The organism is Streptomyces griseorubiginosus (genome assembly GCF_017614965.1).
Classification (GTDB): Bacteria; Actinomycetota; Actinomycetes; order Streptomycetales; family Streptomycetaceae; genus Streptomyces; species Streptomyces griseorubiginosus_B.
This window is the reverse complement of sequence record NZ_WVUG01000068.1, coordinates 18,312-32,966: the sequence shown is the minus strand read 5'-3', so window position 1 is coordinate 32,966 and position 14,655 is coordinate 18,312. Positions and strand designations below refer to the sequence as shown.

General features: G+C 69.2%; 11 protein-coding genes and 1 pseudogene. All 12 read right to left on the bottom strand.

Features of this window, described 5'->3' with window-relative positions:
- A pseudogene (locus GRC12_RS15785) lies at positions 1-250 on the bottom strand (alpha/beta hydrolase); the annotation flags it as partial.
- A 55-nt stretch (positions 251-305) separates the two neighbouring features.
- Complete coding sequence (locus GRC12_RS15780) at positions 306-1,289, bottom strand: ribosome-inactivating family protein (protein WP_208779873.1); 984 nt, start codon at positions 1,287-1,289, stop codon at positions 306-308.
- 558 nt (positions 1,290-1,847) lie between these two features.
- Complete coding sequence (locus GRC12_RS15775; RefSeq protein WP_208779872.1) at positions 1,848-3,827, bottom strand: TIGR03960 family B12-binding radical SAM protein; 1,980 nt, start codon at positions 3,825-3,827, stop codon at positions 1,848-1,850.
- Between the two features lie 124 nt (positions 3,828-3,951).
- Positions 3,952-5,460, bottom strand: a complete 1,509-nt coding sequence (locus tag GRC12_RS15770) for a CYTH and CHAD domain-containing protein (RefSeq protein ID WP_208779871.1) — start codon at positions 5,458-5,460, stop codon at positions 3,952-3,954.
- An 86-nt stretch (positions 5,461-5,546) separates the two neighbouring features.
- Positions 5,547-6,746 carry a rod shape-determining protein RodA gene (gene rodA, locus GRC12_RS15765; protein ID WP_208779870.1) on the bottom strand — a complete coding sequence of 400 codons (1,200 nt, stop codon included), beginning with the start codon at positions 6,744-6,746 and terminating at the stop codon, positions 5,547-5,549.
- Entirely contained in the window at positions 6,743-8,995 is a 2,253-nt protein-coding gene (gene mrdA, locus GRC12_RS15760; protein ID WP_208779869.1) for a penicillin-binding protein 2, read from the bottom strand. Before mrdA ends, rodA begins: the two co-directional genes overlap by 4 nt.
- 136 nt (positions 8,996-9,131) lie before the next feature.
- Positions 9,132-9,812: a rod shape-determining protein MreD gene (gene mreD / locus GRC12_RS15755; RefSeq protein ID WP_208779868.1), complete on the bottom strand. Its 681-nt coding sequence runs from the start codon at positions 9,810-9,812 to the stop codon at positions 9,132-9,134.
- Between the two features lie 13 nt (positions 9,813-9,825).
- The gene (gene mreC, locus GRC12_RS15750; RefSeq protein ID WP_208779867.1) at positions 9,826-10,770 is read right to left on the bottom strand and encodes a rod shape-determining protein MreC; all 945 of its coding nucleotides are present in this window, start codon (positions 10,768-10,770) and stop codon (positions 9,826-9,828) included.
- A 155-nt stretch (positions 10,771-10,925) separates the two neighbouring features.
- Positions 10,926-11,945 (bottom strand): rod shape-determining protein, encoded by a 1,020-nt coding sequence (locus GRC12_RS15745; RefSeq protein ID WP_004001297.1) that lies wholly within the window; start codon positions 11,943-11,945, stop codon positions 10,926-10,928.
- A gap of 266 nt (positions 11,946-12,211) precedes the next feature.
- Positions 12,212-12,625: a nucleoside-diphosphate kinase gene (gene ndk, locus GRC12_RS15740; protein ID WP_208779866.1), complete on the bottom strand. Its 414-nt coding sequence runs from the start codon at positions 12,623-12,625 to the stop codon at positions 12,212-12,214.
- A gap of 66 nt (positions 12,626-12,691) precedes the next feature.
- Entirely contained in the window at positions 12,692-13,081 is a 390-nt protein-coding gene (locus GRC12_RS15735) for a DUF4233 domain-containing protein (protein ID WP_208779865.1), read from the bottom strand.
- 5 nt (positions 13,082-13,086) lie between these two features.
- Complete coding sequence (folC, locus tag GRC12_RS15730; protein WP_208779864.1) at positions 13,087-14,571, bottom strand: bifunctional tetrahydrofolate synthase/dihydrofolate synthase; 1,485 nt, start codon at positions 14,569-14,571, stop codon at positions 13,087-13,089.
- Positions 14,572-14,655: the final 84 nt, after the last annotated feature.

Here is a 14,655-nt window from a genome sequence, read left to right as displayed (position 1 = left end):
CCGCCTGGACAGCCCCCGCGACCTGCCCCTCCACCCACGCGACCCGCTCCTCGACGCCGAACTCCGAGAAATCGCCGGGCATCCGCCACCACACCTCCTGGACCGTCCACCCGTGCCTCAGCAGCACGGCCCGGGCGAAGTGCAGCAGCGGCCTTGCGGGCGAGTAACCAACCCCTGGAACGACGACCGCGACCCGGTCGGAGGCGCCGGCGTAGCGAGTGGGGACACCGAAGGACGATGGATCAGGCATCCCCGCAGGCTACTGGCGGCCGGTCTCCCGACTCGGTGTCAGGTGAGGGCGGGGCTCACAGTTCGTCCTTGATGCCGGAGACGGGACGGGCCGCCAGGGCCACCAGGAGTACCGCCGCTGCCTGGCTTCGGTCGCGGATGTCGCCCCAGTTCGCGGTGTGGACCCAGTTGAAGGCTCCGCCGGGATTGGTGAAGACCCGGCTGATGCCGGCCCAGTTGCGGATCAGTTCCACGTAGCGGCGCAGAGCGGTCTGGCCACCACGGTTGAGCTCCGTGCTCAGGTCGGCGCTCAGCGGCCGGATGCGGCTGCCCTCGGAGATCGCGGCGATCATGCGCAGCACGCCCGTCGCCTTGGTCCGCATCGCGTTCGGGGAGGTGTCCTGCGGGTTGACCCGCATGTCGAAGACGGCCTGACGGAGGTTCTGGTGGCTCAGGGTGAGGTCCTCGAGCTGGGTACCGGCCATTCTGGCCAGGTCGTTGTAGTTCTCGTGTCCGACGAAGTTGGTCCACTCGATGTAGCCGTGGTGCCCGGGGTTCAGGATCGCCTGCGGCAGGTCCTGCGGGAGGCCGTGGGAGGCGAGCGGGACGTATCTGTTGCCCTGGCCGGGAACGTAGTAGTGGAACCCGACCACGTACAGGTCGCTCACCCTGATGATCAGATGGACGTTTGCTCCGGCCGTCGACACCGTCAGGTCGATGAAGCCGTGGTCCTGGCTGGCGTCGGGCGTGGTGTCCACCGCGTAGTTGCGCCGGCCGACCGGGACGTTCGTACGGTGCCCGCCGTGGGCGTCGATGATCGAGCGCAGGTAGTTGACGGTGTGGGCGTAGCCCTCGGCGCCCGCGTCGACGTCCCAGTGGGCGAGGTACCAGGCGTCGGCGGACAGCTCGGTGTTGTGCGAGTCGATGTGCAGGCCCGCCGAGGCCTTGGTGTCGGAGGACGCCGAGTGGGCGTGCGAGGGGGCGGTCAGCGCGAAGGCGCCGACGACGATCGCGGGTACGGCCAGCGATGTGCCCATGCGCTGGAGCAGACGTGTCGCCATGGTGGTCTCCGTTCCGTGGGGTGACAGGGCCGGGGATCCCGGCGTCCTGACGATCGTCACGGCCTCGGAGTTGAAAGGCGATCCCCTTCCGCCACTCCGAACAACTCTCTGACCTGCACTGACGCGCCGCCGGTCGGACGCCCTGGCGCTCATGGACCGAAAGAGAGCGACAGCCGGCGCCGCTCTCGGTCGGCCTCCGAGACGACAACCGTCAGCTGATGCCGACCCGTACGACGTCCTCCGGCGCCGCCACGGACACCGCGCTCAGCTCGGACAGACGCACCAGGCCCTCGATGCCGTCGGAGCCTTTCTCCCACCGCGACGCCGTCGACGAACACCATGAAGGGGTCCGGCCGTGTCGCCCGCAAGGACAGCCGAGCCTCCCCGTTCCACGTGTCGAACGGCAGAAACTCGCACAACACCGGCTGCCCGACCTCCACAACCTCGGACACCGCCTCGAAACGACGCCACGACAGCTCGGGATACGTGATAGCGGAATACGGGCAGGGCAGCGCTCATCAGCGAGCCTTCCTGTGCCAGAAGATGACCGTGCTCACCTCAGTGCGTGTGACCACTCGAAGCCGGCGACGGACCCGCGTTCTTGACCGTCAGCGGCAGCAACTTCTTGCCAGTCGGGCCGATCTGGATGTGGGTGTCCATCTGCGGGCACACCCCGCAGTCGAAGCAAGGCGTCCAGCGGCAGTCCTCGACCTCCGTTTCGTCGAGGGCGTCCTGCCAGTCCTCCCAGAGCCAGTCCTTGTCGAGGCCGGAGTCGAGGTGGTCCCAGGGGAGGACCTCCTCGTAGGAGCGCTCGCGGGTGGTGTACCAGTCGACGTCCACGCCGAGCGGGGTCAGGGCCTTGTCGGCGCAGGCCATCCAGCGGTCGTAGGAGAAGTGCTCGCGCCAGCCGTCGAAGCGGCCGCCGTCCTCGTAGACGGCGCGGATGACCGCGCCGATGCGGCGGTCGCCCCGGGAGAGCAGGCCCTCGACGATGCCCGGCTTGCCGTCGTGGTAGCGGAAGCCGATCGAGCGGCCGTACTTCTTGTCGCCGCGGATCTTGTCGCGGAGCTTCTCGAGGCGGGCGTCGGTCTCCTCGGCGGAGAGCTGGGGCGCCCACTGGAAGGGGGTGTGGGGCTTGGGGACGAAGCCGCCGATCGAGACCGTGCAGCGGATGTCGTTGGAGCGGGAGACCTCCCGGCCCTTGGCGATCACCTTGGTGGCCATGTCGGCGATCTGCAGGACGTCCTCGTCGGTCTCGGTGGGCAGGCCGCACATGAAGTAGAGCTTCACCTGGCGCCAGCCGTTGCCGTAGGCCGTGGCGACGGTCCGGATGAGGTCGTCCTCCGAGACCATCTTGTTGATGACCTTGCGCATGCGCTCCGAGCCGCCCTCGGGGGCGAAGGTCAGGCCGGAGCGGCGGCCGTTGCGGGTGAGTTCGTTCGCCAGGTCGACGTTGAAGGCGTCGACCCGGGTGGAGGGGAGGGAGAGGCCGATCTTGTCTTCCTCGTAGCGGTCCGCCAGGCCCTTGGCGATGTCGCCGATCTCCGAGTGGTCGGCACTCGACAACGACAGCAGCCCGACCTCCTCGAAGCCCGTGGCCTTCAGGCCCTTCTCCACCATCTCGCCGATGCCGGTGATGGAACGCTCACGGACCGGGCGGGTGATCATGCCGGCCTGGCAGAAGCGGCAGCCGCGGGTGCAGCCGCGGAAGATCTCCACCGACATGCGCTCGTGGACGGTCTCGGCCAGCGGGACCAGGGGCTGCTTGGGGAACGGCCATTCGTCGAGGTCCATGACCGTGTGCTTGGACACGCGCCAGGGCACGCCCGAGCGGTTGGGGACCACGCGGGCGATGCGGCCGTCGGGGAGGTACTCGACGTCGTAGAACGCCGGGATGTAGACGCCTCCGGTCTTCGCGAGGCGCAGGAGGACCTCCTCGCGGCCGCCGGGGCGGCCCTCCGCCTTCCAGCCGCGGATGATCTCCGTCATGTCCAGCACGGCCTGCTCGCCGTCGCCGATGATCGCCGCGTCGATGAAGTCCGCGATCGGCTCGGGGTTGAAGGCGGCGTGCCCGCCCGCGAGGACGATCGGGTCGTCGAGCGTACGGTCCTTCGACTCCAGGGGGATGCCGGCCAGGTCCAGGGCGGTGAGCATGTTCGTGTAGCCCAGCTCGGTGGAGAAGGACAGGCCGAGCACGTCGAAGGCCTTCACCGGGCGGTGGCTGTCGACCGTGAACTGCGGGACGCCGTGCTCCCGCATCAGCGCCTCCAGGTCCGGCCACACGCTGTAGGTGCGTTCGGCGAGGACGCCCTGCTGCTCGTTCAGCACCTCGTAGAGGATCATGACGCCCTGGTTGGGCAGGCCGACCTCGTAGGCGTCCGGGTACATCAGCGCCCAGCGGACGTCACAGGACTCCCACGGCTTGACGGTGGAGTTGAGTTCTCCGCCGACGTACTGGATCGGCTTCTGCACGTGCGGGAGCAGAGCTTCGAGCTGCGGGAACACAGACTCGGCGGCCGCAGTGACTTCGGCAGGCATCTCGCGAACCTTCGTGGGTCGGACGGATCTGACAGGGCTGGCAGGACTGCTGTCAGGACCGACAGCAGTGATCTGACAGGGGTGACCATCTAGCCTAACGCGGGCCGGGCATCCCTCCGTACGTTCAGAGGCCCGCAGCGTCCCTCACCGACGCCCACATCCCCGGCAGCTCCGTCTCCGCCAGCTCCGCACGCCGCTCCTCGCGCCCGTACAGCAGGCCGTACGTGAAGGAGCTCTCCCCCGCCGCGTGCGCCACGGCGGACAGCTCGCGCAGGGTCTGGCGGGTCATGACGCTGTCCTGGTGGTCGCCGAGCAGGGTCTGGAGGGACTTCATCGACTTCAGCAGGGCGGTCGCCGGGTCGCCGAGCGCGGGGACCGCCGCCTCCGCCGAGTAGCGGGTCCTCTTGGCCTTCTTGCGGGCCTCGTGCAGGGCGAGGTCGCGGTCCTGGCCCGGCGGCAGGGCGACGGCCTGTTCGACCAGCTCGGTGAGCTTTCCGAAGTCGTTCCGTACGGCCTTGGAGATCACCTTCTCGGGCTTTCCGCCGGCCGCCTTCAGCAGGGGCGGGGCGTCGACCAGGGCGTCCAGGGCGTCGAGCAGGGCGAGGTAGCGCCTGGAGTCGAGGACGCCGGTCAGCCTGCGGCGCGAGCCGCCGCGGCGGGCGTTGGCCCACAGGCGCATCCGGGTGCGGACGGGGCCGTGGACCAGGGGGCGGGGCACCTCGGCGAGAGCGGCGGTGAGGCGTTCGGTCAGCACCTCGCGGTCGCGGTCCACGCCGAGTTCGCCGGCCAGCCACTTCAGCTCCTCGCCGAGCGGGCCGGTGATGTCGCGGTCGAGGACCTTGCCGTAGGAGCGGAAGGCGCTACGCATGCGCCGGGTGGCGACGCGCATGCGGTGCACGGAGTCGTACGCGTCCTGCCGTACCGCCGGATCCAGCTCGACGATCGCGTCGCGCTGTTCGCGCAGGTAGGCGAGGACGTGGTCGCCGGCGGTCACGGGGGCCTGCGCCGGGGCCCGCTTGCGCTTCTTCTTGCCGCGGGGTGCCGTCTCCGCGAGCGCCCGTGCCAGCTTGGACGCGGACTTCGAGGGCCGTACGCCCGCCTTGCGCAGTCGTTTGTCGACCTTGTCGAGGAAGGCGGGGTCGCCGTCGTCGGCGAGTTCGACCTCCATTTCGGTCCACTGGGCGCTGCCGCCAGCGTCGGTGAGCCGTTCGGCCTGTACGGCGTCCATGCTCACCTCGGCGAGCAGACGGCCGTCGGCGTCGACGAGGTCCCGCAGGTCGCGGTCGGAGCGCAGGCGGACCACCGGCAGCAGTTCGGCGTCGCGGACCCGGGAGCGGACCAGTGCGGCGATGGCACGCGGGACGGTGTCGGAGAGGGGGGCGTAGATCTCGTCGCGGACACCGGGGGCGACGGGGAACTTCAGGTGCCAGCCGGCGTCGGAGCCTCCGGTGCGGCGGCGCAGGGTGATGGAGGACCTGGCGAGACGCTCGTCGGCGGTGTCGTAGTAGGTGGCGTCGAGGTGGGCGACACCCTTGTCGATGACGGCCACGACACCGGCCACGCCGGTGAGGTCCGGCAGGCCGCTGTCGTCGGATTCGTACTTTCGCTCGATCTCACGCTTTGTGTCCGCCATGACCTGAATCTAGTGGGATTCCGCTCCCGGCGGCAGGGCCCATCGGACATGAATGCCGGGCAGACCCAGGGGCAACACAGGGTGTCCTATGCCGACATGGGTCTCTGCACCTTGATCGACTGGAGCAGTCCCACGGCCACCCACACCGCGAACATGGATGACCCGCCGTACGACACGAAGGGCAGTGGCAGGCCGGTGACCGGCATGATCCCGAGGGTCATGCCGATGTTCTCGAAGGACTGGAAGGCGAACCAGGCGACGATCCCGGCCGCGACGATCGTTCCGTACAGCTCGGTCGAGTCGCGGGCGATGCGGCAGGCCCGCCACAGGACCACGCCGAGCAGGAAGATGATCAGTCCCGCGCCGACGAAGCCCAGCTCCTCCCCCGCGACCGTGAAGACGAAGTCCGTCTGCTGTTCCGGGACGAACTGGCCGGTGGTCTGCGAGCCGTGGAAGAGCCCGGCGCCGGTCAGTCCGCCCGAACCGATCGCGATGCGGGCCTGGTTGGTGTTGTAGCCGACGCCGGCCGGGTCGAGGCTGGGGTTGGCGAAGGCGGCGAAGCGGTTGATCTGGTACTCGTCCAGGATGTGCAGCTGCCAGATGGCGATGCAGCCGACGATTCCGGCGGTGAGCAGGCCGAAGATCCAGCGGTTGGAGGCACCGGAGGCGAGCAGCACGCCGAGGATGATCGTCACCAGGACCAGGACGGTGCCGAGGTCGGGCATGAGCAGCACGATCATGATCGGTACGGCGGCCAGGCCGAGCGCCTGCAGGACCGTGCGGTGGTCGGGGTAGGGCCGGTCGCCCGCGTCCACCCGGGCCGAGAGCAGCATGGCCATGCCGAGGATGATCGAGACCTTCACGAACTCGGCGGGCTGCAGGGAGAAGCCGCCGCCGAGGACGATCCAGTTGCGGCTGCCGTTGATGGTGGCGCCGAGCGGGGTGAGCACCAGCAGCACCCCGAACAGGGAGATGCCGTAGAGGATGGGCACCACGTTGCGCAGGGTGCGGTGGCCGAGCCAGATCGTGCCGACCATCAGGGCGAACCCGATGCCGGTGTTCATCACGTGCCGGATCAGGAAGTAGTACGGGTCGCCCTGGTTGATCTCCGTGCGGTTGCGGGTCGCGGAGAAGACCAGCAGCGAGCCGATCCCGGACAGCGCGAGGGCCGACAGCAGCATCGGCCAGTCCAGCCGGCGGGTGAGCGAGTCGCGGGCGAACAGCCGGGTCCAGCCCGCGGGCCGGGGCCCGTACCCGGAGACGGAGAAGCTGTTGGCTCCGGTCATGTCGGCATCCTCCGGCTCCCCCTCTTACGAGGTCGCCTGCGGGTGTTGCGGTTGGTGGCCGTCGGTGAGGGGGTGGTCCCGGCGGGCTGGGTGCCGTCGGGGGCGGTCGTGCTCTGCTCCTGGGCCTTCTGGAGGTCCTTGACGGGGTCCTTGGCGACCTTCGGGGAGGCGATCGTGCCGTCCGCCTTGACCTTCGGCAGGCCCTTCTGCGGGGTGGACAGCAGCGCCTTGCCCTTGTCGATCGAGCCGTCGGGCTGGACGCCGTAGAGGGCGCTGTAGATGTTGCGGACGGCCTCACCGGAGGCGCCGGAACCCGTACCGGCCTGGGCGATCGTCATGACGATCGTGTAGTCCTTGGAGTAGGTGGCGAGCCAGGAGGTGGTCTGCTTGCCGTAGACCTCCGCCGTACCGGTCTTGGCGTGCAGCTCGATCTTGTCCTGGGGCCAGCCCTGGAACTTCCAGGCGGCGGTACCGCTGGTGATGACGCCGGCGAGGGCCTTGTCGATGCCCTTGAGGGTGGCCTGGGTGACCGGCAGCTTCGCCTTGACCTTGGGCTTGATCTCCTGGACGGTCCTGCCGTCGGCGCTGATGACCGCCTTGCCGATGGTGGGCACGTACTCGGTGCCGCCGTTGGCGAGGGCGCCGTAGATCATCGCCTCCTGGATCGGCGTGACGAGGGTGTCGCCCTGGCCGATGGAGTAGTTGATCGAGTCGCCCTCGCGCATCTTGTTGCCCTCGAGGCAGTTCTCGTAGGCGATCTTCTCGACGTAGCTGCCGTCCTTCTTGCCGGACTTGCACCAGGCGTCCTTGTTGGCCTTCCAGTAGGCCTCCTTCCACTGGCGGTCGGGGACGCGGCCGGTGACCTCGTTGGGGAGGTCGACGCCGGTCTCCTTGCCGAGGCCGAACTGGTGGGCGGCCTTGTAGAAGTAGTCCTTGGGCTGGCCCTTCTTGGGGTTGATGCCGCCGTCCTTCTTCCACTGCTGGTCGGCGAGACCGTAGAAGACGGTGTCGCAGGAGACCTCCAGGGCGCGGCCGAGGGAGATCGGGCCGAAGTTCTCACCCTCGAAGTTCTTGAAGACCTGGCCGCCCACCGAGTACGAGCTGGTGCAGGGGTAGCCGCCGTCCCATGCGTAACCGGCCTCGACCGCGGCGGCCGTGGAGACCACCTTGAACGTCGAACCGGGCGCCGACTGACCCTGTATGGCCCTGTTGAGCAGCGGGTAGTCGGAGTCCTTGCCGGTGAGCTGCTTGTAGTCCTTGGCGGAGATGCCGCCCACCCAGACGTTCGGGTCGTAGGTCGGCGCGGACGCCATGGCGACGATACGGCCGGTCTTGGCCTCCATCACCACGACGGCACCGGAGTCGGCCTTGTAGTTCTCGCCGGTGATCGAGTCGAACTGCTCGCGGGCCTTCTTCATCGCGGTGTTCAGCTCGTACTCGGCGACCCGCTGGACGCGGGAGTCGATGCTGGTGACCAGGTTCGAACCGGGCTCGGCGGCGTCGGACTTGGCCTTGCCGATGACCCGGCCGAGGTTGTCGACCTCGTAGCGGGTGACACCGGCCTTGCCGCGCAGCGCCTTGTCGTACTCGCGCTCCAGGCCCGAGCGGCCGACCTGGTCGGAGCGCAGATAGGGCGAGTCGGTGTTCTTCGCCTGCTGGATCTCGTCGTCGGTGACCGGCGAGAGGTAGCCGAGGACCTGGGCGGTGTTGGCCTTGCCCGGCGAGGGGTAGCGGCGCACGGCCTCGGGCTCGGCGGTGATGCCGGGGAAGTCCTCGGAGCGCTCACGGATCTGCAGGGCCTGACGGGGCGTCGCCTCGTCGGTGATCGGGATCGGCTGGTAGGGCGAGCCGTTCCAGCACGGCTGGGGCGTCTTGGCGTCGCACAGCCGGACCTTCTGCATGACGTCCGCGGGCTTCATGCCGAGGACCCCGGCCAGCTTGGTGAGGACGGCCTTGCCGTCGTCCTTCATCTTCAGCAGGTCGGTGCGGGAGGCGGAGACCACCAGCCGGGTCTCGTTGTCCGCGAGGGGCACGCCCCGCGCGTCCAGGATCGAGCCGCGCACGGCGGGCTGGACGACCTGCTGGACGTGGTTGCCCGACGCCTCCTTCTGGTACTGGGCGCCCTCCCGGATCTGCAGGTACCACAGCCGGCCGCCGAGGGTGCCGAGCAGGGAGAGGACGAGGATCTGGATGACGACGAGCCTGATCTGGACCCGTGGGGTCCTACCCGTCTCGGGAATGTTGGTCATGGGCGTGGCCCATTCCTTGGAAGGGTGGTGGTGGGAGACGGGTGGGCGTTGGTCACTGCGGTTGCCTCCCCCTCTCAGCGTGTAGGTGTGTCATATCCGACCGAGCTGTGAACGCCGGCCGCCGACTCCGCGTCCCTCACAGCCGCTTGACCCCCTTGATGCGGCCCACCCGGGCGGTGCGGGTGCGGGCCCGGGTCTTCAGGGCGCCGAGGCCGCCGCGCTGGCCGCCGATCTTCAGGCCGGTGCCGTTGGAGATCCAGCCGGAGGAGATGTCGGTGGCCTTCTTGCCGGCGGAGGAGGTCTCGGCGAGCGGGTCGTTGTCCGCGCGCCGGGCCAGCGCCATGATGCCGGGGACCACGAACGGGGCGAGCAGCAGGTCGTACAGGGCGGCCGTGAACAGCAGGCTGACCAGGCCGACATGGCGGGCGGCGGTGTCGCCGACGAGGGCGCCGACACCGGCGTACAGCAGGGTGGAGCCGATCGCGGCGGCGACCACGACGATCATGGGGCCGGTGGCCGACTTGAGTCTGCCGTTCTCCGGTTTGATCAGCCCGGCGAGGTAGCCGGTGACGCACAGCACCAGGGCGTAGCGCCCGGCGGCGTGGTCGGCCGGGGGTGCGAGGTCGGCGAGCAGACCGGCGGCGAAGCCGACGAGGGCGCCGCCCACATGGCCGTACACCATGGCCAGGCCGAGGACGGTCAGCAGCAGCAAGTCGGGGACGGCGCCCGGGAGATGGAGCCGGGCGAGGACGCTCACCTGGATCACCAGGGCGACGACGACCAGCGCCGAGGAGAGCAGGATCCGGTTGACGCGCATGGGGATTCAGCTCCTACTGCTGCTGGGTCTGGCCGTCGAGGGACGCGGTCGCCGAGGGCGTGACCGTGACGGTGACCGTCGGCGTCGGGGTCGGCTTGGGCTTGGGCGGCAGCACCGTGTCGCGCGGGTCCTTCTTCGGGGCCTCGACGACCACGCCGACGATGTCGAGCTTGGTGAAGCCGACGTACGGCGTGACGTAGATGGTGCGGGTCAGGCCGCCCTCGGAGGGCTCGACTCGGGAGACCACGCCGACCGGGACACCGGGCACGAAGGGCTTGTCGGCCTCGGAGCCGAAGGTGACCAGGCGGTCGCCCTTCTTCACGTCGGCCTTGCCGTTGAGGAGTTCGACGCGCAGCGGCCGGTCGCCCTGGCCGGAGGCGAAGCCGAGTTCGTCGCTGCCCTCCATGCGGGTGCCGACGGTGAAGTCGGGGTCGTTGGCGAGGAGGACGGTGGAGGTGTTCGGGCCGACGGTGGTGACGCGGCCGACGAGACCGTCGCCGTTGAGCACGGTCATGTCCCGCTTGATGCCGTCGTTGGCGCCGACGTCGATGGTGATGGTCCAGGAGAAGCCCTGGGCCGCCCCTATCGCGATGACCTCGGCGCCCTTGATGCCGTACTGGCCCTCGCCGGCGATGCGCATCATCTTGTCGAGCTGTTTGAGCCGACTGGCGTTGCGGTCGTCGCTGCCGAGCCTGGCCTTGAGGGCCGCGTTCTCCTGCTCCAGCCGGGCGAGCCGGTCGTGCTTGGTGCCGGAGTCGCGGATCGCGGAGACGGCGTTGCCGACCGGGTCGACCGCCGACGACACGCCGTTCTCGATGGGCCCGAAGACGGTGGCGGCGGCCTGTCGGGCACCGTCGACCGGGGAGTCCTCTCCGCCGCGGATGTCCACCGTGATCAGCGCGAACGCGACGGCGATCAGCAGCACCAGGAGCAGCCGGCTCTCTCTCGTGTCCCTCACGTGCGGCGGCCGTGCCTTCCTCATAGGAATGTGCGGGTGTTCAGGTATTCGTGATGCTGGGGCTTGTCGAGGCTTATGGGCGAGCTTATGCCTCCATATCAACGATCCGCCGCACGAGAGGAGATCATCTCGTACGGCGGAATCGAAGAGTTACGTCATCTGCGCGGCTGGGCGTCCAGGACCTGCTGGAGCGCCTCGAACTCCTCGACGCACTTGCCGGAGCCGAGCGCCACGCTGTCCAGCGGGTCCTCGGCGATGTGGATCGGCATACCGGTCTCGCGCCGAAGCCTTTCGTCAAGTCCGCGCAGCAGCGCGCCGCCGCCGGTGAGGACGATCCCCCGGTCCATGATGTCGCCGGACAGCTCCGGCGGGCACTTGTCGAGGGTCGTCTTGACGGCGTCGACGATGGCGTTGACCGGCTCCTCGATCGCCTTGCGCACTTCGGCGGCCGAGATGACGACGGTCTTGGGCAGCCCGGAGACGAGGTCCCGGCCGCGGATTTCGGTGTGCTCGTCGGAGTCCAGGTCGTACGCCGAACCGATCGTGATCTTGATCTGCTCGGCCGTCCGCTCACCGAGGAGGAGGGAGTACTCCTTCTTGATGTGCTGGATGATCGCGTTGTCCAGTTCGTCGCCCGCGACGCGGATGGACTGGGCGGTGACGATGCCGCCGAGCGAGATGACCGCGACCTCCGTGGTGCCGCCGCCGATGTCCACCACCATGTTGCCCGTGGCCTCGTGGACCGGCAGGCCGGAGCCGATGGCCGCGGCCATGGGCTCCTCGATGATGTGCACCTGGCGGGCGCCGGCCTGGGACGACGCCTCGATGACGGCGCGGCGCTCGACGCCGGTGATGCCCGAGGGCACACAGACGACGACCCGGGGACGGGCCAGATACCGCCGCTTGTGGATCTTCAGGATGAAGTAGCGGAGCATCCGCTCGGTGATCTCGAAGTCGGCGATCACGCCGTCCTTCAGCGGCCGCACGGCGACGATGTTGCCGGGCGTGCGCCCGATCATCTTCTTCGCCTCCGCGCCGACCGCGAGAATTCCACCGGTGTTCGTGTTGATCGCGACGACGGACGGCTCGTTGAGTACGATCCCGCGACCCCTGACGTACACCAGCGTGTTGGCGGTCCCGAGGTCGACAGCCATGTCACGGCCGATGAACGACATTGAGTTCCCCATCAGGATTCGTCTGGCCTTCCTGGGAGCTTTTGAGGGCTTGTCAGGTAGGCGAAGTGGGTGCTGTGACGTGAAGGCTTCCATCGTAGACGCGCCTTCGCGAACACTGCGGGAGGGTCTTCGCCATTGTCAGCAGATGATGCGCGGCTCCGCTTGTGGAGACGGGCGTTCGGGGGCACTCGTTCCCTCGATCGCCGGTGCATATGCAGGAAGTCCGGGGACAATACACCGAACTTCCCGGCGTGCTGCCGCGGGGGTTACGCGCGGCCCGGGAAGAAGATCTTCACCTCGCGCTCCGCGGACTCCTCGGAGTCGGAGGCGTGGATCAGGTTCTCCCGGACGATGACGCCGTAGTCGCCGCGGATGGAGCCGGGGGCGGCGGCGATCGGGTCGGTCGGACCGGCCAGCGCCCGCACGCCCTCGATGACCCGATCGCCCTCGACGATCAGGGCGACGACCGGGCCGGAGGCCATGAACTCGACCAGCGGCTCGTAGAAGGGCTTGCCCTTGTGCTCGCCGTAGTGCTGCTCCAGCGTGTCCTGGTCCAGCGTGCGCAGCTCCAGCGCGGTGATCTGCCAGCCGGCCTTGCGCTCGATACGGCTGATGATCTCGCCGGTCAGGCCACGGCGGACTGCGTCGGGCTTGAGCAGGACGAGGGTGCGCTGGGTCACGACGGCTCCTAATGGATCAATGGGGTGCGCTGTGTTCGAAGATTACAGGGCGTGTCCGGGCCCTTGTCACACAGCGTCAGGTGTGGAGGAGCCGGGGGCGGAGGCGCCGGAGGGCGGGGTGGCGGCCTCCTGCGCCGCGAATCTCGCCTTCGCCTCGTCGATCTTGCGGCCGTAGTGCACCGAGGCCCACCACAGGGCCGCGAAGATCGCGCCGAGGAAGAACATCGTCGGCACGATGAAGCCGGAGGCGATCAGCGCGGCCTGCAGCGCCCAGCCGAAGGCGATGCCGCCCGGCCGGGTCACCACGCCGCACAGCACCAGGCACAGGAACATCGCGATCCCGCTGACCGTCCACACCGTCCCCATGGACAGGTCGGGGTCCTTCATGGCGACGAGTCCCGCGAAACCGATCACGAAGAACTCGCCGATCAGCGTGGAAGCACAGAGCGTACGCACGGGGGTCAGCCCCTCCCCAGCAGCAGTCGGGCCTCGCCCACGGTGATGACGGAGCCCGTGACGAGCACACCGCCGCCGGCGAACTCGCCCTCCTCCTCGGCCAGCGTGATCGCCGCCTCCAGCGCGTCCGGCAGCCGCGGCTCGACCTGGACGCGGTCCTCGCCGAACACCTCGACGGCGATCGCGGCCAGCTCGTCCGCGTCCATCGCGCGATGGCTGGAGTTCTGGGTGACGACGACCTCGGCGAAGAGCGGCTCGAAGGCCTCCAGCAGGCCCCGCACGTTCTTGTCGCCGCTCGCCCCGACCACCCCGATCAGCCGGCTGAAGTCGAAGGCCTCCCCGACCGCCTCCGCGGTGGCACGGGCGCCGGCCGGGTTGTGCGCCGCGTCCAGGACGACGGTCGGGGACCGCCGTACGACCTCCAGCCGGCCCGGCGAGGTCACGGACGCGAACGCCTTGCGGACCGTGTCGATGTCCAGGGACTCGGGGCGCTGGGAGCCGACGCCGAAGAACGCCTCCACGGCGGCGAGGGCCACCGCGGCGTTGTGCGCCTGGTAGGGGCCGTGCAGGGGCAGGTAGACCTCGTCGTACTCCCCGCCGAGACCGCGCAGGGTGAGCAGCTGGCCGCCGACGGCCACCTGACGGGCGACCACGCCGAACTCCAGGCCCTCGCGGGCCACGGTGGCGTCGACCTCGACGGCCTTCTTCAGCAGCACCTGCGCCGCGTCGACCGGCTGCTGGGCGAGGATGACCGTCGCGTCCTGCTTGATGATGCCGGACTTCTCACCGGCGATCGCGGCGGGCGTCTCGCCGAGCCGGTCGGTGTGGTCGAGGTCGATGGGGGTGATGACGGCGACGTCACCGTCGATCACGTTCGTGGCGTCCCAGGAGCCGCCCATGCCGACCTCGACGACGGCGACGTCCACCGGGGCGTCCGCGAAGGCCGCGTACGCCATGCCGGTCAGCACCTCGAAGAAGGACAGCCGGTACTCCTGCTGTCCGTCGACCATCTCGACGTACGGCTTGATGTCCTGGTACGTCTCGATGAAGCGCTCGGCGGAGATCGGGGCGCCGTCCAGACTGATCCGCTCGGTGATCGACTGGACGTGCGGGGAGGTGTAGCGGCCCGTGCGCAGCTCGAAGGCGCCGAGGAGGGCCTCGATCATGCGGGCGGTCGACGTCTTGCCGTTGGTACCGGTGATGTGGATCGAGGGGTACGAGCGCTGCGGCTCGCCCAGGACGTCCATCAGCGCGGAGATGCGGCTGACCGAGGGCTCCAGCTTGGTCTCGCCCCATCGGGTGGCCAGCTCGGCCTCGACCTCGCGCAGAGCCCTGTCGAGCTCCGGGTCCTCGGGGCGGGCGGGCACGTCGGCCTGCGGCTGGCCGCCCTGGGTGCGCAGGGTGCGGCTGCCGGCCTCGATGACCGCGAGATCGGGGTCCCGGTCCGTCTCGGCCGCGACGATCTCGTCGAAGGGGTCGCTGTCACTCACGGGGCCAGTCTACGGAGCGGGACTGACAGACGTAGGCGAAGGCCCCCGGAACTGGACGTTTCCGGGGGCCTTCGACGCGTGCGG